14 protein-coding genes are annotated in these 18,071 nt (G+C 55.5%); 3 read left to right on the top strand and 11 right to left on the bottom strand.

Going from position 1 to position 18,071, the window contains the following annotated elements; translation table 11 throughout:
• Positions 1–51: 51 nt before the first annotated feature.
• The 10 genes from rapA to Dvar_RS33170 all read right to left on the bottom strand — a co-directional run bounded on the left by rapA (position 52) and on the right by Dvar_RS33170 (position 11,719).
• Positions 52–2,868 (bottom strand): RNA polymerase-associated protein RapA, encoded by a 2,817-nt coding sequence (rapA, locus tag Dvar_RS33125; protein WP_419657403.1) that lies wholly within the window; start codon positions 2,866–2,868, stop codon positions 52–54.
• A 254-nt stretch (positions 2,869–3,122) separates the two neighbouring features.
• Positions 3,123–4,268, bottom strand: a complete 1,146-nt coding sequence (locus Dvar_RS33130; RefSeq protein ID WP_419657404.1) for a TRAP transporter substrate-binding protein — start codon at positions 4,266–4,268, stop codon at positions 3,123–3,125.
• Positions 4,269–4,396: 128 nt separating this feature from the next.
• Positions 4,397–5,722: a TRAP transporter large permease gene (locus tag Dvar_RS33135; protein WP_419657405.1), complete on the bottom strand. Its 1,326-nt coding sequence runs from the start codon at positions 5,720–5,722 to the stop codon at positions 4,397–4,399.
• Positions 5,722–6,255, bottom strand: coding sequence for a TRAP transporter small permease subunit (locus Dvar_RS33140; protein ID WP_419657406.1), 534 nt, complete (start codon positions 6,253–6,255; stop codon positions 5,722–5,724). Before Dvar_RS33140 ends, Dvar_RS33135 begins: the two co-directional genes overlap by 1 nt.
• A gap of 297 nt (positions 6,256–6,552) precedes the next feature.
• A complete protein-coding gene (locus Dvar_RS33145) occupies positions 6,553–6,966 on the bottom strand; it encodes a hypothetical protein (protein ID WP_419657407.1) in 414 nt (137 codons plus the stop codon).
• Positions 6,967–7,017: 51 nt separating this feature from the next.
• A complete protein-coding gene (locus Dvar_RS33150; protein WP_419657408.1) occupies positions 7,018–7,146 on the bottom strand; it encodes a hypothetical protein in 129 nt (42 codons plus the stop codon).
• Entirely contained in the window at positions 7,124–8,149 is a 1,026-nt protein-coding gene (gene cydB / locus Dvar_RS33155) for a cytochrome d ubiquinol oxidase subunit II (RefSeq protein WP_419657409.1), read from the bottom strand. The genes Dvar_RS33150 and cydB overlap by 23 nt, the downstream gene beginning before the upstream one ends.
• Complete coding sequence (locus tag Dvar_RS33160) at positions 8,142–9,548, bottom strand: cytochrome ubiquinol oxidase subunit I (protein ID WP_419657410.1); 1,407 nt, start codon at positions 9,546–9,548, stop codon at positions 8,142–8,144. Before Dvar_RS33160 ends, cydB begins: the two co-directional genes overlap by 8 nt.
• A gap of 318 nt (positions 9,549–9,866) precedes the next feature.
• A complete protein-coding gene (locus tag Dvar_RS33165; RefSeq protein WP_419657411.1) occupies positions 9,867–10,172 on the bottom strand; it encodes a putative quinol monooxygenase in 306 nt (101 codons plus the stop codon).
• Positions 10,169–11,719, bottom strand: a complete 1,551-nt coding sequence (locus Dvar_RS33170; RefSeq protein WP_419657412.1) for a sigma-54 interaction domain-containing protein — start codon at positions 11,717–11,719, stop codon at positions 10,169–10,171. The genes Dvar_RS33165 and Dvar_RS33170 overlap by 4 nt, the downstream gene beginning before the upstream one ends.
• Before the next feature lie 397 nt (positions 11,720–12,116).
• Here Dvar_RS33170 and Dvar_RS33175 point away from each other — a divergent pair, with 397 nt between their 5' ends.
• Both Dvar_RS33175 and Dvar_RS33180 read left to right on the top strand, forming a co-directional pair.
• Positions 12,117–13,367, top strand: a complete 1,251-nt coding sequence (locus Dvar_RS33175) for a thiolase family protein (RefSeq protein ID WP_419657413.1) — start codon at positions 12,117–12,119, stop codon at positions 13,365–13,367.
• Positions 13,368–13,381: 14 nt separating this feature from the next.
• Positions 13,382–14,539: an acyl-CoA dehydrogenase family protein gene (locus Dvar_RS33180; RefSeq protein ID WP_419657414.1), complete on the top strand. Its 1,158-nt coding sequence runs from the start codon at positions 13,382–13,384 to the stop codon at positions 14,537–14,539.
• Positions 14,540–14,775: 236 nt separating this feature from the next.
• On the opposite strand, the gene aqpZ is transcribed toward Dvar_RS33180, so the two are convergent.
• Positions 14,776–15,525 (bottom strand): aquaporin Z, encoded by a 750-nt coding sequence (aqpZ, locus tag Dvar_RS33185; RefSeq protein WP_419657415.1) that lies wholly within the window; start codon positions 15,523–15,525, stop codon positions 14,776–14,778.
• Between the two features lie 458 nt (positions 15,526–15,983).
• Between aqpZ and Dvar_RS33190 the strand changes: the two genes are divergently transcribed.
• Entirely contained in the window at positions 15,984–17,717 is a 1,734-nt protein-coding gene (locus tag Dvar_RS33190; RefSeq protein ID WP_419657416.1) for an acyl-CoA carboxylase subunit beta, read from the top strand.
• Positions 17,718–18,071 lie beyond the last annotated feature (354 nt).

Genomic DNA, 18,071 nt, shown 5'->3' on the forward strand with positions numbered 1-18,071 from the left:
AATGTCAAATGAAGGATGAAATCGATTTAAAATGATTGTTCTGCGCCCCCATCATCCAATTTCGCCTGTGACCACCAGCCGCAGCGCATCCAGTCGAACGCGGGCCTTATCGACGGCCGCCAGCACTGCATCGCGGGTGCGTTTCGCATCGACGATGTCCTGATCCGCAATCGCCGGATTCGCCCGGCCCAGCGCCTCAAGCCGGCTGACCGTTTCCCCCAGTGTTTGCCGGGCGGCTTGGCGTGCTGTGGCAATGATCGGCTTGGATCTTTTCTGTGCCAGCCGCCGCCCCTTTTCCACCATTTGTGGAATCACGGGTGAAACAAGGGGCAGGATCTTGGTCCAAAGGGTATCCGGTCCATCCGCTAACGCGCCGGCATCCGCCTCTGACAGCCATTTGGGCTGCTCGCCAAGTTCATGGTCAACCACCACACGAAGCAGCGTAGGCGGCAAGAATGTACGCGGTGCGGTATTGGCCGGTGCCGCCGCCTCGATGACAAACAGCATTTCCAGCAAAATCGTCTTCTGGGAGGCGCTCGGCAGGCAGGCAAAAGCAGCGTTACCTTTTCCGGTGCCCAGAAAATGGTCCATGGCGCCAGTCACCAGCGGATGATCCGCAGTCAGAAAATCCAGATCCTCACGGGTCAGGGCCAGCTGGCGGTCCGTTGTAATGGTCAGGCCGGAAGGCCTGAACCCGGGCAATGCGTCGGCATACCGATGATCCGGCACCAGGTGGTACACGCCTCGATCGATTGGATCCATGACAATCCCCCATGCGTCCAGCAACTGCTCGACCAGCTCCGGGAAAACAGGATCGGCATCCACGTGTTGAATGCCTTCGATCAGCCGATCCACGATCGGGGCGGCCAAGATGCCGAGCTCCAGCAGCCGGTCCCTTCCCGATTCAAGAAAGCGCTGCTGGCGGGCAATCGCAAAGCGACCACAACGAATCAGACGGTCAAGCCGGACATCGGTGGGCGCCCCGCGCGGGTCGCGAATCAGGTCACACAGCGGGCGCCAAAGGCGACGCATCACCCAGCCCGCAGCAGGAACGTTTTGTTCCAAGGCGCTTAAGGCCTCATGATACCAGCGGGCCAGGATTTCGCCGGCGGTTCCTCTGACAAACGGCACCATGACCTTGACCACGCCTTTCTGGCCGATCCGATCCAAACGCCCGATGCGCTGTTCCAAGAGTTCCGGGTCAGGCGGTAAATCGAATAGCACCAGGTGCCGCGCAAACTGAAAGTTGCGTCCTTCGCTGCCGATCTCCGAGCAAAGCAGCAATACGGCACCGTCCGGCTGTGCGAACCAGGCTGCATTGCGATCCCGTTGAACAAGGGTCATGCCGTCATGATACCGGCCGGTCTTGACGCTGATGCGCCTTTCCAACTGGGCATGAAGCGCCTTGACCTTCTCGGCACTGTGGCAGATCAACAGAATTTTCTCGTTCCGATGCGCCTGCAGATAGCCTTCCAACCAGGCCACACGGGGATCATCGGCAAAATCGATCTCGGATGAAGCCGCTTCCAAGGCGCAGTCCGCCAAAACCTCCCGGTCGATGCGATCCCGGATGCCACGCCCGTCAGCTTTTATATCAAGCGGCAGCATTCGTGCCTGCCGGCCCGGAAAACCGCTGACCATTTGCCGGGTGGTTTTAAACATCACCCGGCCCGTTCCATAGCGATCGATAATTCTTTTGATCAACTGCTGCCGGCCGGCCAAATCGGTGGGGACTTGACGAATATCCCGGTCGGTAATCCCGGCGCTGTCGGCCAGTTGACCAAGGGTGGCACTATCCATGGCCGGATCTTTGACCAGGGCCTCGACCAACCGGGCAATCTGTTCAAAGGATTGGTTCTCAGCCTTGAATCGATCGTAATCGGGGTACCGCTGCGGGTCGAGCAGCTTAAGGCGGGCGTAGTGTCCGTGAGAAGACAGGTGCCCGGGCGTGGCGGTAATCAGGATCACTCGCCAAATGACCTGCGACAACGCTTCCACCAGGGCGAATAATCGCCCGTCCGGCTGCATATGATGCGCTTCGTCCACCACCAGCAGATCATATTGCCCCTCCAGCAAATGCTTGTTCAGGGCAGGCTTCGCCTGGGTAATAAAAGACACCGAGCAAAGTCCCAAGGGTTCCTGCTCAAAAGGATTGTGCCCGGCTGCGGTGTCAAGGCTGGCCAACCACGTGTCATCAAAGAATCTGAATCGCAAATTGAATCGCCGGGCCAATTCCACATACCATTGTACCACCAGGGCATCGGGAACAATGATCAGAATTCGGCTGATCCGCCCGGTCATGATCAAGCGATGGATGATCAGACCGGCTTCAATGGTTTTTCCGAGTCCGGTTTCGTCGGCCAGCAGCACCCGCGGATGGGTTCGATCGCTCACCTCATGGGCAATGGCGAATTGGTGCGCAATCAGGTCCACGCGCCCGCCCACAAACCCCTCTACCAAGTCACCGGTCATGCGATGACGGTAACCCAAGATACGGCGCCGCAAATCAAAAAGCGAGGATGCATCCCGTTGCCCGGCCAGAATCCGATCCTTGGGCGTATCAAGGGTCAACAGGCCGGCCAATCGATCCTCACGCAGCCGCGTGTCACCGCTGCAATAGACCATCAGATCGCCTTCCATCTCAACAGTGGTGATGGTCAGAACGTTGCCGGCATCGTCCTGCACCCGATCGCCGGGATGAAAAACCACACGCCGCAGAGGAGCGCTCTGGGCCGCATACAGACGGACCATGCCGCTGTCCGGATAGCGCAGGTGAACCGTTCTTCCTTCCACGGCATCAATGATACCGATTCCCAGTTCGGGTTCCATTTCGCTGGCCCAGCGCTGGCCCACGGCAAAGTCGCTCATCGGCGGTTCCTTCCAAAAGAATCATCGGCTCCAGCAGATTTACCGGAACCGATGATCGAATACATCGTTACGCCCCCATGAAAAGGGAGGTTTTATCACAGCCCTTCAAACACCTAAACACCACTTGGCTGAAAAGCCTGGATCAAGCCCGATAACAAGGCGGAAAACGGCTCAAAAGCGGAGCATATATGTAATATGTGAGCATTTTGAGACGTTTTCCAACGCCGTTAGCGGGTTTTAGACAGGGTTTTCAATTACCCCTTCAGGGAGAACTTGGGCTGAATAATATTATAGTAGGCCGTCTCTGAGATGCTGCCCCAGGTACCGACAATCTTCTGGAAGGCCTTGAAAGCATCATTGACCTTGGTGGCCATGGGCGTCTTGGCCGCTTCCTCGGCCAGCACCTCGTCGGCCAGTTTTCTCAGTTCACCCAGCACCTCATCCGGGAACTGGATCAGCTCGACCTTTTTCTCGTTGATCAACGTCTGCAGGGCCTGGCCGTTGCGCGCTTCGAACTGGGACAGCACCCAGTGCTCGGTTTCCACACAGGCTGCATCGATAATATGCTGAAGGTCCTTGGGCAGCTCGTCATACACCTTTTTATTGAAAAAATACTCCAGATAGGTTCCTGGTTCATGCCAGCCGGGGTAATAATAGTACTTGGCCGCCTGGTAGAAGCCCATACGCAGGTCATGCAACGGTCCGACCCACTCGGTGGCGTCGATCACACCACGCTCGAGTGAAGTAAAAATCTCACCACCGGGCAACAGCACCACGGTCCCGCCGGCCTTGGCCACAACCTTGCCGCCCAGGCCCGGGATTCTCATTTTAAGGCCCTTGTAGTCATCGATCGTGTTGATTTTTTTGTTGAACCAGCCGCCCATCTGCACACCGGTGGAGCCACCGGGACGGGGAACCAGGTTAAACGGCGCATAGGTTTCTTCCCACAGTTTCAATCCGTCCCCCCCGTGAAACCAAGCGCTCATGCCCTGCCCGTTCATGCCAAAGGGCACCGCGGCGAACCACTGCGTGGCTGGTTCTTTGCCCGCCCAGTAATAGGCGGCGCCACTGCCCACTTCCACGGTACCGTCGGAAACCGACTGGAAGCTTTCCAGGGCCGGAACCAGTTCACCGGCAGCAAATACCTGAATTTTGATACGACCATCGGAGAGTTCTTCAATGCGCTTGGCCAGTCGCTCGCAGCCATCCTGCAGGACCGGCAGTTTGGGGGGCCAGGTGGTGACCATCCGCCAGTTGTAGGTCTTCTTTGTGACAACCGCCGGCGCTTCCACCTTTTTTTCTTCTTTCTTTTCCCCACAACCCATCACCCCGGCTGTAGTCACGGCTGCTGCGGCTGCTCCCAAGCCTGCTTTCTTTAGAAAGTCTCTTCTTTTCATCATCTCCTCCTCGAAAGCGTTAGTATTGAAGGACCACCACTAAAAAAACGGTTAAACGATTTTAACGTACTGATTCGAAAGAATGGCTGACCAATGGTGACGCGCGCACAAAAGGGCGTTGTTGCAAGTGATTAGGGACCGAAGACCACTCTCGGCAGCCACGTAGCCAATTGGGGGAACAGGACCACGATGGCCAGTCCGATAATCTGAACGACGACAAAAGGAATGATGCCGCGATAGATGTGCCCGGTGGTTATTTCCGGCGGCGTCACCGCCTTCAGGTAAAACAGGGAAAACCCGAATGGGGGAGTCATAAACGAAGTTTGCAGGTTGACCGCGATCAGGATACAGAACCAGACGGGATCAAACCCGAATTCGATCATGATCGGCGCCAGCACCGGCACGTGAATAAATGTGATTTCGATAAAATCGAGAAAGAAGCCGATCACGAAAATCAGCCCCATGACAATGGCCAGCACCATGTTATGGCTGTATTTGTGTGCCAGGGACCCTAAGAACTCACGCACCAGGCCGTCCCCGCCCAGCCCTCTGAAAACCAGCCCGAAAGCGGCCGCACCGCACAGGATGATAAACACCATGCAGGTCAGACGTACCGTGGTCTGCATCACGTCATGCAGAATCTGCATGGAAAATTTACGGTTGACCAAAGTCAAAAACGTGGCGCCCACAGCGCCCACGGCAGCCGCCTCGGTGGGTGAGGCAATGCCGGCAAATATGGAACCCAGCACGGCGACCATGAGAAACAAAGGCGGAAACAGCGCCTTGCCTACACGGGACAGTAATTGAGCGGGAGAAATGGCGTCCAGCTCGGCCTTGGGAATGGCCGGCGCCCATTTGGGGCGCAGAAAGGAGATGACCGCAATGTAGAGGATAAACAGGCCGACCAGCAGCAGCCCCGGGAAAACAGCGCCAATGAACAGATCACCAACGGAAACCCCGACAATATCACCGATCAATACCAACACGATGCTGGGCGGAATGATCTGCCCCAGGGTACCCGACGCCGACACCGTGCCCGTGGCCAGTTCCTTCTGGTAGCCGCGTCGCAGCATGGTGGGAACGGCCAGAAGGCCCATGGTCACCACCGTGGCGCCGACAATCCCCGTGGATGCGCCTAAAAGAGCGCCCACCACGACAACCGAAATGGCCAGCCCACCGCGCATGCGGCCGAAAAGCAGCCCCATGGTATCGAGCAGTTCTTCGGCCAGCCCCGAGCGCTCGAGCATCACCCCCATGAAAACAAACAGGGGCACGGCAATGAGCGTCACATTGGTCATCACCCCCCAGATGCGCAGGGGCAACAAGTTGAAAAAGGACCAGCCGAAACCGATCAAACCAAAGCACAGGGCGGTCCCCATCAAGGTGAACGTGACCGGGAAACCCGCCATGAGCAGAATGGTCAGTGCCAGGAACATCCAGGCGGGCAGAAGCTCCATCAGGCGTTCTCCTCGTCTGCTGTTTCAAGCCCCAGGACCTGCAACAGGGCGTGCAGGCCCATGGAGATTCCCTGAAGCAGCAGAAGGATATAGCCGACGGTCATGGTTCCCTTGACGATGAAGCGATAGGGAATACCGCCGGGATCCGGTGATCCCTCCATGATTGAAAAGGAATTACCGACGAATTTCCATGACGTGCTGATGACCAGGAGGCAACCGGGAATGAGAAAGAAAATGACGCCGATGAGATTGATCCACGCCTTGCCTTTGGTGCCAAGACGTTGATAGATGATATCCACGCGCACATGCCCGTCGTGAAGCAGGGTGTAGCCGGCACCGATGAGAAAAATGAAAGCGAACAGATGCCATTCCAATTCCTGGGTGAAAACGAAACTGATCTTGAACGCATAGCGCATCACCACATCGACAAAAACAACCAGAACCAGAAGCAGCGACACCCAGGAAACCACACGCCCCACCAGCTCGTTGGACCGATCGATGATCCCAGTGATCATCTTGATAGATTTGATCATCGGTACTGCCTCAAAAGGAACATCGGCATCAACCTGTTAGGCATATCATTCACATTCATCAACTTTGATATTGGCGATGTTGCAGATAATTACTAAGTTCTTCAACTCATTACAATAGCTGACCGGCATTGTCAACATACAGAGAAAATGAATGCGGTTCAGGCGGCATCATCGCAATCGGTGTCGGAATCGCTATCGAGGCAATTGTGAATCACCATTCGTTGATAGCCATGAGCTTTGGGCAGTCAATACCCACGCGTGTCGGCAATGAATTTCATCTCCGATCCTAAAACGCTTCTATTCTTTGTCGGAGAAAAATTCAGGATAGAGTCTTTTTTTGCATTCCGGACAGATGCCATGGCTGAACCGGGCCGCCGACTTGTCATGGATGTAGGATTCGAGCGCCTGCCAATTTCCGTTTTCATCCCTGATCTTTTTGCAGGACGAACACACCGGCAAAATACCTTCGAGATGTTTCATGTGCTGAAATATCTTTCGGGTATAATTGATGATCATCGCCCCCAGGGCAGCAACCAAGAGGCTCTCAAACGATGCCTCTTTCCAGTTGAACGGTGTCGGCATTTCGTCAAAAAGCAGGTGGGAGATGTCTATCCATTCATCAAACCAGATAAACAGGATGATAAGTGCAAAGCCGATAATTTCATAGGTAATGACTTTTTTGGAAACCCCATAGGGGCCAAGCCTATCCATTTTCCCACCCTGGAATAAAAGGTTATTAAAATGAATCCAGCCTCCCGGTGACTATCCCCCCATTTTAAGCGCCAATTTCACCAAACCGGCAAGCAGCAGCATGGCAATCATTCCCCCGGCAAACAGGCCGACAAACCAGAGCCATTGACGCTGTTTTTCAGTAAGCCGCATCGTGCTCATGGGAGGCTTTGCCCCTGAACACCCAGAAGCAATACCCCGTATAGGCCAGCACGCAGGGCAACAAAATAATCGTTCCCAGCAGCAACAGCGATTGACTCTCGGGTGCGGCAGCCGCATCCCACAGCGAGACCTTGAACGGCACCAGCCAGGGCCAGGTACTGACGCCGATCCCGATATAGTTCATGAGAAAAATACCCAGTGTCAGCAAAAATGGCCGTATTTCCCGACTTCCACCCCGCAGATCGCGCCAGAGCATGATAAAAAAGACAATGGATAGAATCGGCATGGGCTGCAGAAAATAAAAGTTGGGCAAACTGAACCACAGCGCCTTGATGTCACTGTTCATCAGCGGCATGGAAAGGCTCACCAGGCCCATGAACAAGGCCACAAGAAACATTAGGTACGTTGCGCACTTGCGCGCCCAGGCAAGGGTTTCGTCCTCGGTTTTCATCATCGTCCAGGTGGCGCCCAGCAGCGCATACCCGGTAACCAGGGCCACACCGGTCATAATGCTAAACGGGCTCAGCCAGTCCAGCACACCGCCGGCAAAGCTGCGTCCGTTAACGGCAACCCCCTGAACAAATGTCCCCAGCACCATCCCCTGCATGAACGTGGCCACCAGGGAGCCATAATGAAAGGAGTAATCCCATAAACGCCTGGATTTCTCGGCCTTGAAACGGAATTCAAAGGCTACGCCCCGAAAAATTAATCCCAGCAACATGAGAATAATGGGAATGTAAAACGCCGGCATGAGGATGGCATAGGCCAGAGGAAACGCGGCAAACAGCCCGCCGCCGCCCAGCACCAGCCAGGTTTCGTTGCCGTCCCAGAACGGAGCCACGGAATTCATCATCCGGTCGCGGCACTGGTCCGTGGGAGCAAAGGGAAAAAGAATCCCCACCCCCAGATCAAAACCATCCAGCAGAATATAGAGGAAAATGGCCGTACCGATTAATGCGTACCAAACCAGTGGCAGGTCCACAGCACCTTCAAAACTAAACATCTTTCCCTCCTGTCTGATGCGCCATGTCCGTGACCAGGGGGGGCTGTTTGACCCCATGGCTGCCATAGGCGTCATCTTCCGAAATGTCCGGACCGTTGCCGATAATTTTCAAAATATAGTAGGCCGCAGCAGTAAACAGCAGGCCATAGGTGAGCACAAAGGCGGTCAGGGAAATGGCCACCGGTCCGCCCGCCACCGGTGAAATGGTTTCCGAGGTTCTGAGCACACCAAATACGATAAACGGTTGCCGGCCCACCTCGGTGACAAACCATCCGGCCACGACGGCCACAAAGCCTGCCGGCGTCATGGCCATGCACCAGAGATGAAACCAACGGGTGGTGAACAGTGTTTTGCGGATGTAAAGAACCAGCGCCACCAGCCCCGTGGCGATCATCAGCATGCCCAGGCCCACCATCAGACGAAACATCCAGAAAACCATGGCCACCGGCGGGCGATCGCCCCTGGGCCATGCATTCAGTCCTTTGACCTCGCCATTGGGATCATGGGTCAGAATCAGGCTGGAAAGCTTGGGGATGGTGATTTCAAAATGGTTGCGCTCCTGGATCTGGTCGGGCAGCGCAAACAATCGCAGGGCGGCCCCCTTTTCCGTTTCCCAGATGCCCTCCATGGCCGCCACCTTGACCGGCTGGTGTTCAAAGGTGTTCAGCCCGTGCATGTCACCAAACAGAAGCTGCATGGGGGCCACGAAAATGGCCATGATCATGGCCATGCCGAGCATGACCCGGGCATGGCGTTCATGCAGTCCGCGCCACAGGTAATAGCCTCCAATGCCGCCCACCACAAAGGCCGTGGTCAGATAGGCGCCGGTTACCATGTGGATAAACCGATAGGGAAAGGAGGGGTTGAAAATCAACTGCATCCAATCCGTCGGGTAGATAAGGCCATCCGCCCCTTCGCGGAAACCGGCCGGGGTCTGCATCCAGCTGTTGGCGGAAAGGATCCAAAAAGCCGATAAGAGCGTACCCACGGCCACAATCACCGTGGCCGTAAAATGCATGCGTTTGCTGACCCGGTTCCAGCCGAAGAGCATGATGCCCAGAAACGAGGCTTCCAGAAAAAACGCCGTCAGGACTTCATAGCCAAGCAGGGGGCCCAGGACATTGCCGACCTTGTCGGAAAACACCGACCAGTTGGTGCCGAACTGGTAGGACAGCACCACGCCGGAAACCACCCCCATGCCAAAGGCCACCGCAAATACTTTCACCCACATGCGGTAAACCTGTTCATAAACCGGGTTGCCGGTTTTCAGCCAGCGCCACTCCACCACCGCCAGCCAACTGGCCAGCCCGATGGTAAAGGCCGGAAAGGTGATGTGGTAGGCCACGGTAAAGGCGAACTGAACGCGCGCCAGAAATACAGGATCAAGGTGGGAAAACATAAACGTACCTCGATGGGGTTAAATGGGTTTCAATGGAAGTGAACGATAAGGTTGTTCAATTCATAATAAATGGTATCCCGGCAAAGTCAAGCCGAACGGATTCCCGGCAGCAATTGCAATTTTGAAGGTGTTCAGCAGAAATTTCATCGATCGATTGTAAAAATGAGGATCGATTACGATTACGCGCACGAGCACGAAAAACGCCAATGCCCGTCGTGCTCGTGCTTAAGCTATGCGGTGCTCGTAATCGTAATCGGAAAGCTCGACCTGGCATAATTACAATTGCCGGCAGCCCGGGCCAGAACAATCGCATGTAGCTCAGGCGGCTTCGAGCACCTTTAGTGACATCCCCTCAACCATGTCTTTGACCTTCTCGCGATAGGCGGCCATGTGAGGGGTTTTTAAATGCGCATGCAGATCTTCCAGGCGCTCCCAGCGCTCGATGATGGTCACCAGATTAGGGCCAAGCACCTGGGGAGGCAGCCCCGCGTCCACATCGATGGTGGGCATGTAGTCGATGCACCCCTTCTCGGCCAGCACAGTCTGGACATTGGCCTTGAAGATTTCAAGAAAGGCGTCACGTTTTCCCGGTTTTACACGAATTGATGCAATAACATAAATCATGGTTTTCTCCTTTCTCGGCCAAAAGCGATGCCCATTTTTTTCATGCGCTTGCGCAAGGTTGACGGATGAATGGCAAGGATTTTGGCAGCGCCTTTTTCTCCTTCCACCTGTCCGTTGCACATACGCAATACCTTTTGGATGTGCCTGGCCATGACGTGATCCAGTTGCAGGGGGCCGTTATCATAAGCTTCCCGAACACCGGCCACCGCTGTTGTGCCATTGCCATTGGTGGGTCCCGGATGAATATCGCGAAATGTCAATGGACCGCCCCGGCTGACAATCAATTCCCGTTCAACGGCATTTTCAAGTTCACGGGCATTGCCCGGCCACGCGTACTGCATAAGCCGGTCCATGGCGCCCGGCGCCAGGGGGGGGATCACTCCCAATTTCATTTCCATGCCTTTTTTCTGAATGAAATGCTGCACCAGGACGGGCAGATCTTCCCGTCTGTGTCGGAGCGGCGGGATGGCAATGGGAAACACCCGCAAGCGGAAATAAAGATCTTCCCGAAAGCTGCCGGCGGCAAGCATCTGCTCCAGGTCGCGGTGGGTCGCCGCAATAACCCGGATGTCCACGCGAATGGTTTCCACCCCGCCCACGCGTTCGATTTCCTTTTCCTGAAGCACCCGCAGCAAACGGACCTGCATTTCAGGCGGCAATTCCCCGATTTCATCCAGGAAAATGGTGCCCCCGTTGGCCCGTTCGAATCGCCCCCGCTTCTGTGACACGGCACCGGTAAAAGCCCCTTTCTCATGGCCGAAAAGCTCGCTGTCCATCAGGCTTTCGGCGATTGCCCCGCAGTTCACGCGAATAAACGGTCCGTCTGCCCGGGGAGAAAGATTGTGGATCGCATTGGCCAGGACTTCCTTACCCACGCCGGTCTCTCCCAGCAGCAGCACCGGGCTGGCCAGGGGAGCGACCTGGCGCACCAGCTCCATCACCGGCCGGAGCCCGAACTCGGCGCCGATGACCGCTTCACCGGTCATGCTGCGCAATTCATCCTGCAAATAGCGGTTGTCATCGGCCAGCATATCCTGAAGGGCCTGCAGCTCACGGTAACGCAGGCTGTTGGCCAGGGCGATGGCAAAAGGCTCGTTGAGCATGGAGATCAGCTTGACGTGGTGAGGATTGAAATGGATCTCCGCCTCACTGAAAACCGACACCGTGCCCACGAAGCTGCCTTCCAAGGCCAGGTCCAGAATTAATACGGAAAAATTCTCAACACCCAACTGGCGCGCCACCGGCCCGGCAACGGCATCGTCCCGGGCCCGCGCCACCAGCTTGGTTCGCATGGCGCGTTGGGCCTCCACCTGCTGCATCCCCTGGGATGACAAGGGGGTACGCAGCGCCATGGACCGGGCATTGTCGATGGTGGCCATGGCCACGGTTTCCACAATACCCAACTCGCGGTCGTAAATATGAAAGGCCATATGCGTCGCCGGCAAATAGCGGGCCAGAAATCGCAGGCATTGCTGCATGGCCTTTTCTATTTCCAGGCTGCCGCAGATTCTCAATGTGGCTTCCCTGAAAAAATGGCTTTCATCCAATCGGATGCCCCTCCTTTCTGGAATATATTCCAGTCTACTCTCATTCTGTCCCATTTTCCAGTCTAAACTGGAAAATGGGACAGAATATACCTCATAATAATCGCAACAAACTGTATTTAAATGATTTTTCAGACTGGCACATATTCTGCTTTTATAAAATAATCTGTAAATCAGTTTTCAGTGCCAAGATTAAAGTGTTGCGCATCCTCGAAGAATGATTCGTATTTATCATACTTTGCAGCGACGAAGGATACGCGTCGCGCCGCTAGCGGATTTCCAAGGAAGTCGCCCCATAATCGTGTGATTTCATGGAGTTGAATATTTCCCCGGAAGCCGGGGTAAGCCGCTTTTTACGAATCCGTCTTTAACACTTAATCCTAAAATAGGAGAAACGCCCATGAAAGACGTTGTCATCGTCAGTGCCTGTCGGACCGCCATCGGCGCTTTCGGCGGCACCCTGAAAACCTTAACAGGTGCCACACTGGCCAGTATCGTCATGAAAGAAGCTATCCGCCGGGCCAAGATCGACCCCGCCCTAATCGATGATGTGCGCTTTGGCTGTTGTCTGGAACACCATGACACCCTGAATATTGCCCGCGTCGGGGCTTTGCTGGCCGGCATCCCGGACGCGGTGCCGGCGGTCACCATCAACCGGGTATGTATTTCCGGGATGGAAGCTGCAATTTCCGGCATGGCCATGATCCAGGCCGAAATGGCCGATGTGGTGCTGGCCGGCGGTGTGGAACATATGTCCGGAGTTCCCTTTACCGTTCCGGCTGCCCGCTGGGGGGCCCGGCTGCAGGACCAGACCTTTGTAGACGCCATGATCCATGCCCTTCACTGTGGGTCGCATGTGATGCCCTTTGATGAAAATGCCCCGCTGGATACCACCCAGGCCCCGGCCAGCCATTTTCTGGGCAAACCGTATATCATGGGCCACACGGCCGAGTTTATCGCCCAGAAACAGGGCATCACCCGTCAGGAGATGGACGAGGTGGCCCTGCGCAGCCAGAACAATGCCGAACGGGCCACCAATGACGGCTCTTTTGCCGAGGAAATCGTTCCCGTCCCCGTGCCGCGCCGTAAGCAGGAACCGCTCATGTTTGACAAGGATGAGCATTTTCGCCCGGGCCTGACCATGGAGCAGTTGCAAAAACTGCCGCCGGCGTTCATCCCCAAGACCGGCATGGTCACGGCCGGCAACGCCAGCGGGATCAACGACGGTGCCGCCGCCATGGTGATCATGTCCGCTGAAAAGGCCGAGGAACTGGGGCTTTCTCCCATCGCGCGCATCCGTGCCGTGGGCAAGGGCGCCTGCCATCCGGCACTGATGGGCCTGTCGCCGGTGCCGGCGGTAGAGAATCTGCTCAAGCGTAGCGGGCTTTCCATTCCGGATTTCGAACTGGTCGAACTCAATGAGGCCTTTGCCGCCCAGTACATCGGATGCGAACGCGATTTGGGCCTCAACCGCGAAATCACCAATGTCAATGGATCGGGCATCGGTCTGGGACACCCGGTGGGCGCCACCGGCTGCCGCATCATGGTCACCCTGATCCACGCCATGAAAAAAAGAGGCAACCAGCTTGGCTTGGCGACCTTGTGCGGCGGCGGGGGGGTGTCCATGGCCTGTGCGATTGAAATGAAATAAAAGGAGAACAAACAATGGATTTTGAACTGAGCAAACAGCAAAAAGAGATCCAAAAAGCAGTCCGCGAATTCGTTAAGGGTGAGTTCAAAAAGGATGTGATCGAAGAACTGCTCGAAAAACACGAGTACCCGGAAAAAATCTGGAAGAAGGCCGCCGAGCTGGGGTTTATCGGCATCCATTATCCGGAACAATACTCGGGGATGGGGCTGGGCTGCTTGGAAAACATCATCGTGGCCGAAGAACTGGCCCGGGGTGACAGCACCGTCGGCACCTGCCTGTTGATTGCCGATTTCGCATCCGAAATCATCCTGCATTTTGGCAGCGAAGAGCAAAAAACCAAGTGGCTACCCAAGGTCGCCGAGGGTGAATGTCTCTCCTGCGGGGCGTTTACCGAGCCGGATCATGGCTCCGATATCACCACCGTGGAGACCACAGCCGTCAAGGACGGAGATGAATGGGTGATCAACGGCAACAAGATTTTCATCACCAACAGCGGCCCACTGGCCGGGTTCTACTGCGTGCTGGCCAAGACCGACCCCGACGCATCGCCAACCTACAGAGGGCTCAGCCTGATTCTGGTCGAGGCCGACAACCCGGGCGTATCCACTCAGGATGTAGGTAAAAAAATGGGCATCACCCTCTCCTACACGGCCGAAGTCGTATTCAAGGATGTCCGCGTGCCCATGGCCAATCTCATCGGAGAAGAGAACAAGGGCTTTTATCAGCTCCTGGAGTTTTTTGACGAAAGCCGCATCCTGGTGGCCGCCCAGGCACTGGGAACGGCCCAGGGCGCCTTTGACCGGGCTTTGGACTATGTCAAGCAGCGCGAGCAATTCGGCAAGAAAATCGCCCAGTTTCAGGTCAATCAGCACAAATTGGCCGACATGGCCACACGCATCGAACTGGCTCGTCTGGTCACCTACAAGGCAGCCTGGAATTTCGACCAGGGCAAGATCGATCCCAAACTGACCTCCATGGCCAAGATGACCGCCGCCAAAGCCGCCGTGGATGTCTGCGACGAAGCGATCCAGCTGATGGGGGGGTATGGCTACATGCAGGAATACGACGTGGAACGCTATTACCGGGATGCCAAAATCACCGAAATCTACGAGGGCACCAAGGAAATCCAGAAGAACACCATCGCCAGCATCGTGCTCGGCAAAATCAAATAATCCTGACCTTCACCCATACTGGGCGCAGTTTTAATCATATCAGAGGGGCGAAAACCTGTTTCGCCCCTCTGAACGTGTAAGAGCCTGTTTGATAAATCCGTCTAAGGCCCGCTAACGGCGTTGGAAAGTATCTCAAAATGCTCACATATTCCATATATGCTCTGCTTTTGAGCCACTTTCCGCCTTGTTATCGGGTCTGATCCAGACTTCTCAAAACAGGCTCTAAAACCTGGATTTTAAAAACGGTCTTCCACATACACCGGTGATTCATCCGAAGCGCTGCCGCGCGCCTGTTGCAGTTCAACGGGACCGCCGATGTATCGATAGACGCCCGCACCAAGCAGTGCGCCGATGATAGGGGCGACCCAGAAAAGCCAGAGCTGGCCGATCGCCCAATCCCCGAGGAAAATGGCCACGCCCGTGCTGCGGGCCGGATTCACCGACGTGTTGGTCACCGGAATACTGATCAGATGAATCAGGGTCAGGCACAGGCCAATGGCAATGGGCGCCAGCCACCGGGAAGCCCGGGCATCGGTGGCGCCAAGAATCACGATCAGAAACATCATGGTCATGACGATCTCGGTCACCAGTGCCGCACTCATTGAATAGCCCCCCGGGGAGTGAACACCATAGCCATTGCAAGCAAAACCGGCAGTGATATCAAAACCGGCCTGGCCGCTGGCGATAAAATAGAGCACGCCACCGGCCACAACACCCCCCACCAACTGAGCAATGATGTACGGCAGCAATTGGCTCCCCTCAAACCGTCCACCGGCCCAGAGCCCGATGGAGACCGCCGGGTTCAGGTGGCAACCGGAGATATGACCGATGGCAAAGGCCATGGTCAAAACGGTCAGCCCGAAGGCCAGGGCCACCCCTAACAACCCGATGCCGAGATCCGGAAATGCGGCCGCCAGCACCGCACTGCCACATCCACCAAGCACCAGCCAAAACGTCCCCACACACTCCGCTACATACTTTTTCATACACGCCTCCTTGATTGGTTAAACAGGTTCGCCGGATGTCGTAGGCCTATCGATAAATCGGCGAACGCCAATAATTTGAGCCATACACGGCTTCTTCAAAGGCAACAGCACCACATCAAGCTGAGACGAGATCCAGGATCGATTCTTTTTACCGCTTTATCATTTCAATATGGGAAACAGGAGTCATGGGCGGAACAAAAAGGACAGCAAACAAAGGATGGAACAATTTCAGAGTTAACGATTTTTGCCCTGACGGTCAAGAGAAATAAAGCTTGTCGTCAGGCCAATCGAACCATTACGAAAAGTGTGGTGTATAAGAACAAAGCACATTTAATACCAAGGTTACATGCGATTGCCCTAACCTCCCTCGGGAAAATGATTGACAGATGGAACCGGGTTGGCTAAAAATTCACGAGATCTTAAATTTGATCAAATTTTAAATTTTATAAAGGATCAAAATGAGGCCCTATTTCGAAAAAATGCCCGAGTTCGGCCAGCCGCTCAGCGATGCCGTGAAACAGCAGTTCAGCAGCAGCGCCGCACAGATTCTGGCCATGGAAAAAGAGGTGGACGCCGCCGTCCAAAAAGTAAAGCGGGCCGGCTTTCCAGAAGAAAAAATCAACGCCCGGGGTCAGCTGACCGTCTGGCAGCGCTTGCGTTACCTTATTGATCCGGGAACCTGGTGCCCCCTGCACACGCTCTACAACCCGCAGGACAATGTCGAGGGCAACACCAACGTGTTCGACGGGTTGGGCAAAATCTCGGGCAAATGGGCCGTGATCATCGGTTTTGACAACAAGACCATGGCCGGGGCCTGGATTCCCGGTCAGAGCGAAAACATCCTTCGCGTGACCAACCTGGCCAAACGACTCAGAATCCCTTTGGTGTGGGTGGTCAACTGCTCGGGCGTCAAACTTCCCGAGCAGGAGAAGTTCTACGCCAACCGCCGGGGCAGCGGTACGCCGTTTTTCCGCCATGCTGAACTCAACCAAATCGGCACACCGGTGCTGGCCGGTATTTACGGTACCAACCCAGCCGGCGGCGGTTACCAGGGCATCAGCCCCACGATCCTGTTCGCCCACAAAGATTGCAATATCGCCGTGGGCGGCGGCGGCATCCTGAGCGGCATGTCGCCCAAGGGCTACTTTGACGAAGAAGGCGCCGAGGCACTCATTGCCGCCGCCAAGCAGTTCAAGGTCAAACCGCCCGGATCGGCATCGATCCATCATGATGAAACCGGATTCTTCCGCTATGTCTTTGATACCGAGGAAGGCGTGCTGGACGGCATCAAAGAGTACATGCAGGACATGCCGGCTTATGATCCCAAACACTTTCGCGTGGCCAAACCCAAGGCGCCGGCTTTTTCGCAGAAAGACCTGTACCACCTGCTGCCGTTTGAACAAAAGCGCGCCTACAGTTTCGATGAAATCCTGGCCCGTCTGGTAGACGGCAGTGAGCACATGGAATTTCATCCGGATCGGGGACCGGAGATTTACACCGGTCTGGTCAAGATCGACGGCTATCTGGTGGGCGTCATCGGTAACCGACAGGGATTTCTCAAACCCGGCTATCCCGAGTATGCCGATTATCCGGGCATCGGCGGTAAATTGTACCGTCAGGGACTGATCAAAATGAACGAATTCGTCACCTTCTGCGGCCGGGACCGCATCCCCATCGTCTGGTTTCAGGATACCAGCGGCATCGATGTGGGTGACGTCGCCGAAAAGGCCGAGCTGCTTGGTCTGGGCCAGAGCCTGATCTACTCGATCCAGCAGACCGACGTGCCGCAGATTCTGATCGTGCTGCGCAAGGGCACGGCTGCCGCCCACTATGTCATGGGCGGTCCCACGGCCAACCGTCACAACGCCTTCACCTTAGGTGTGGCCACCACGGAAATATACGTTATGCACGGCGAGACGGCTGCGGCCGCCTCCTATTCCCGGCGCCTGGTCAAGGAAAAGGACGCCGGACGGCCCCTTCAGCCCATCGTGGACAAGATGAACGAGATGGCCAAGGAATATCATGACAACTCACGCCCCATCTACTGTGCCCAGAAAGGGATGGTGGATGAAGTTGTCAATCTCTATCAGATCAGAAACTACCTGAAGGCCTTTGCGGGCTCCGTGTACCAGAATCCGAAATCGATCTGCCCGCAACATCAGATGATCCTGCCGCGCACCATTGCCGGTTGATATAGTGTTTAAGATAATGTTTTTGGCAAGGCCTTAAAGGAAAAAGCCGTATTATAATACTGCGACGACCGATAACGCAGCCCAAAAACATTATCTTGAATGCTATGGTTCCCACATAGGGTGGGGGGGTTATTGTGTCGGCCCCAATATGAAACGTCCAGTCAGAGTGACTGGGCGTTTTCTTTTGATACATCCGCGAGCCTGCTTCCGTCCGGCAGCATCTGATCGTGGGGAATTCCCTGCTGTTCCAATTGATACCGCCGACACGATTTCCAGTGGGATTCGGTTGAACAATAATTCTCGCTCCATTTCTCTGAAATGACACCCTGCCGTTCCCATCTTCGCAGCGGGCAT

The organism is Desulfosarcina variabilis str. Montpellier, from assembly GCF_048565275.1.
Classification (GTDB): domain Bacteria; phylum Desulfobacterota; class Desulfobacteria; order Desulfobacterales; family Desulfosarcinaceae; genus Desulfosarcina; species Desulfosarcina variabilis.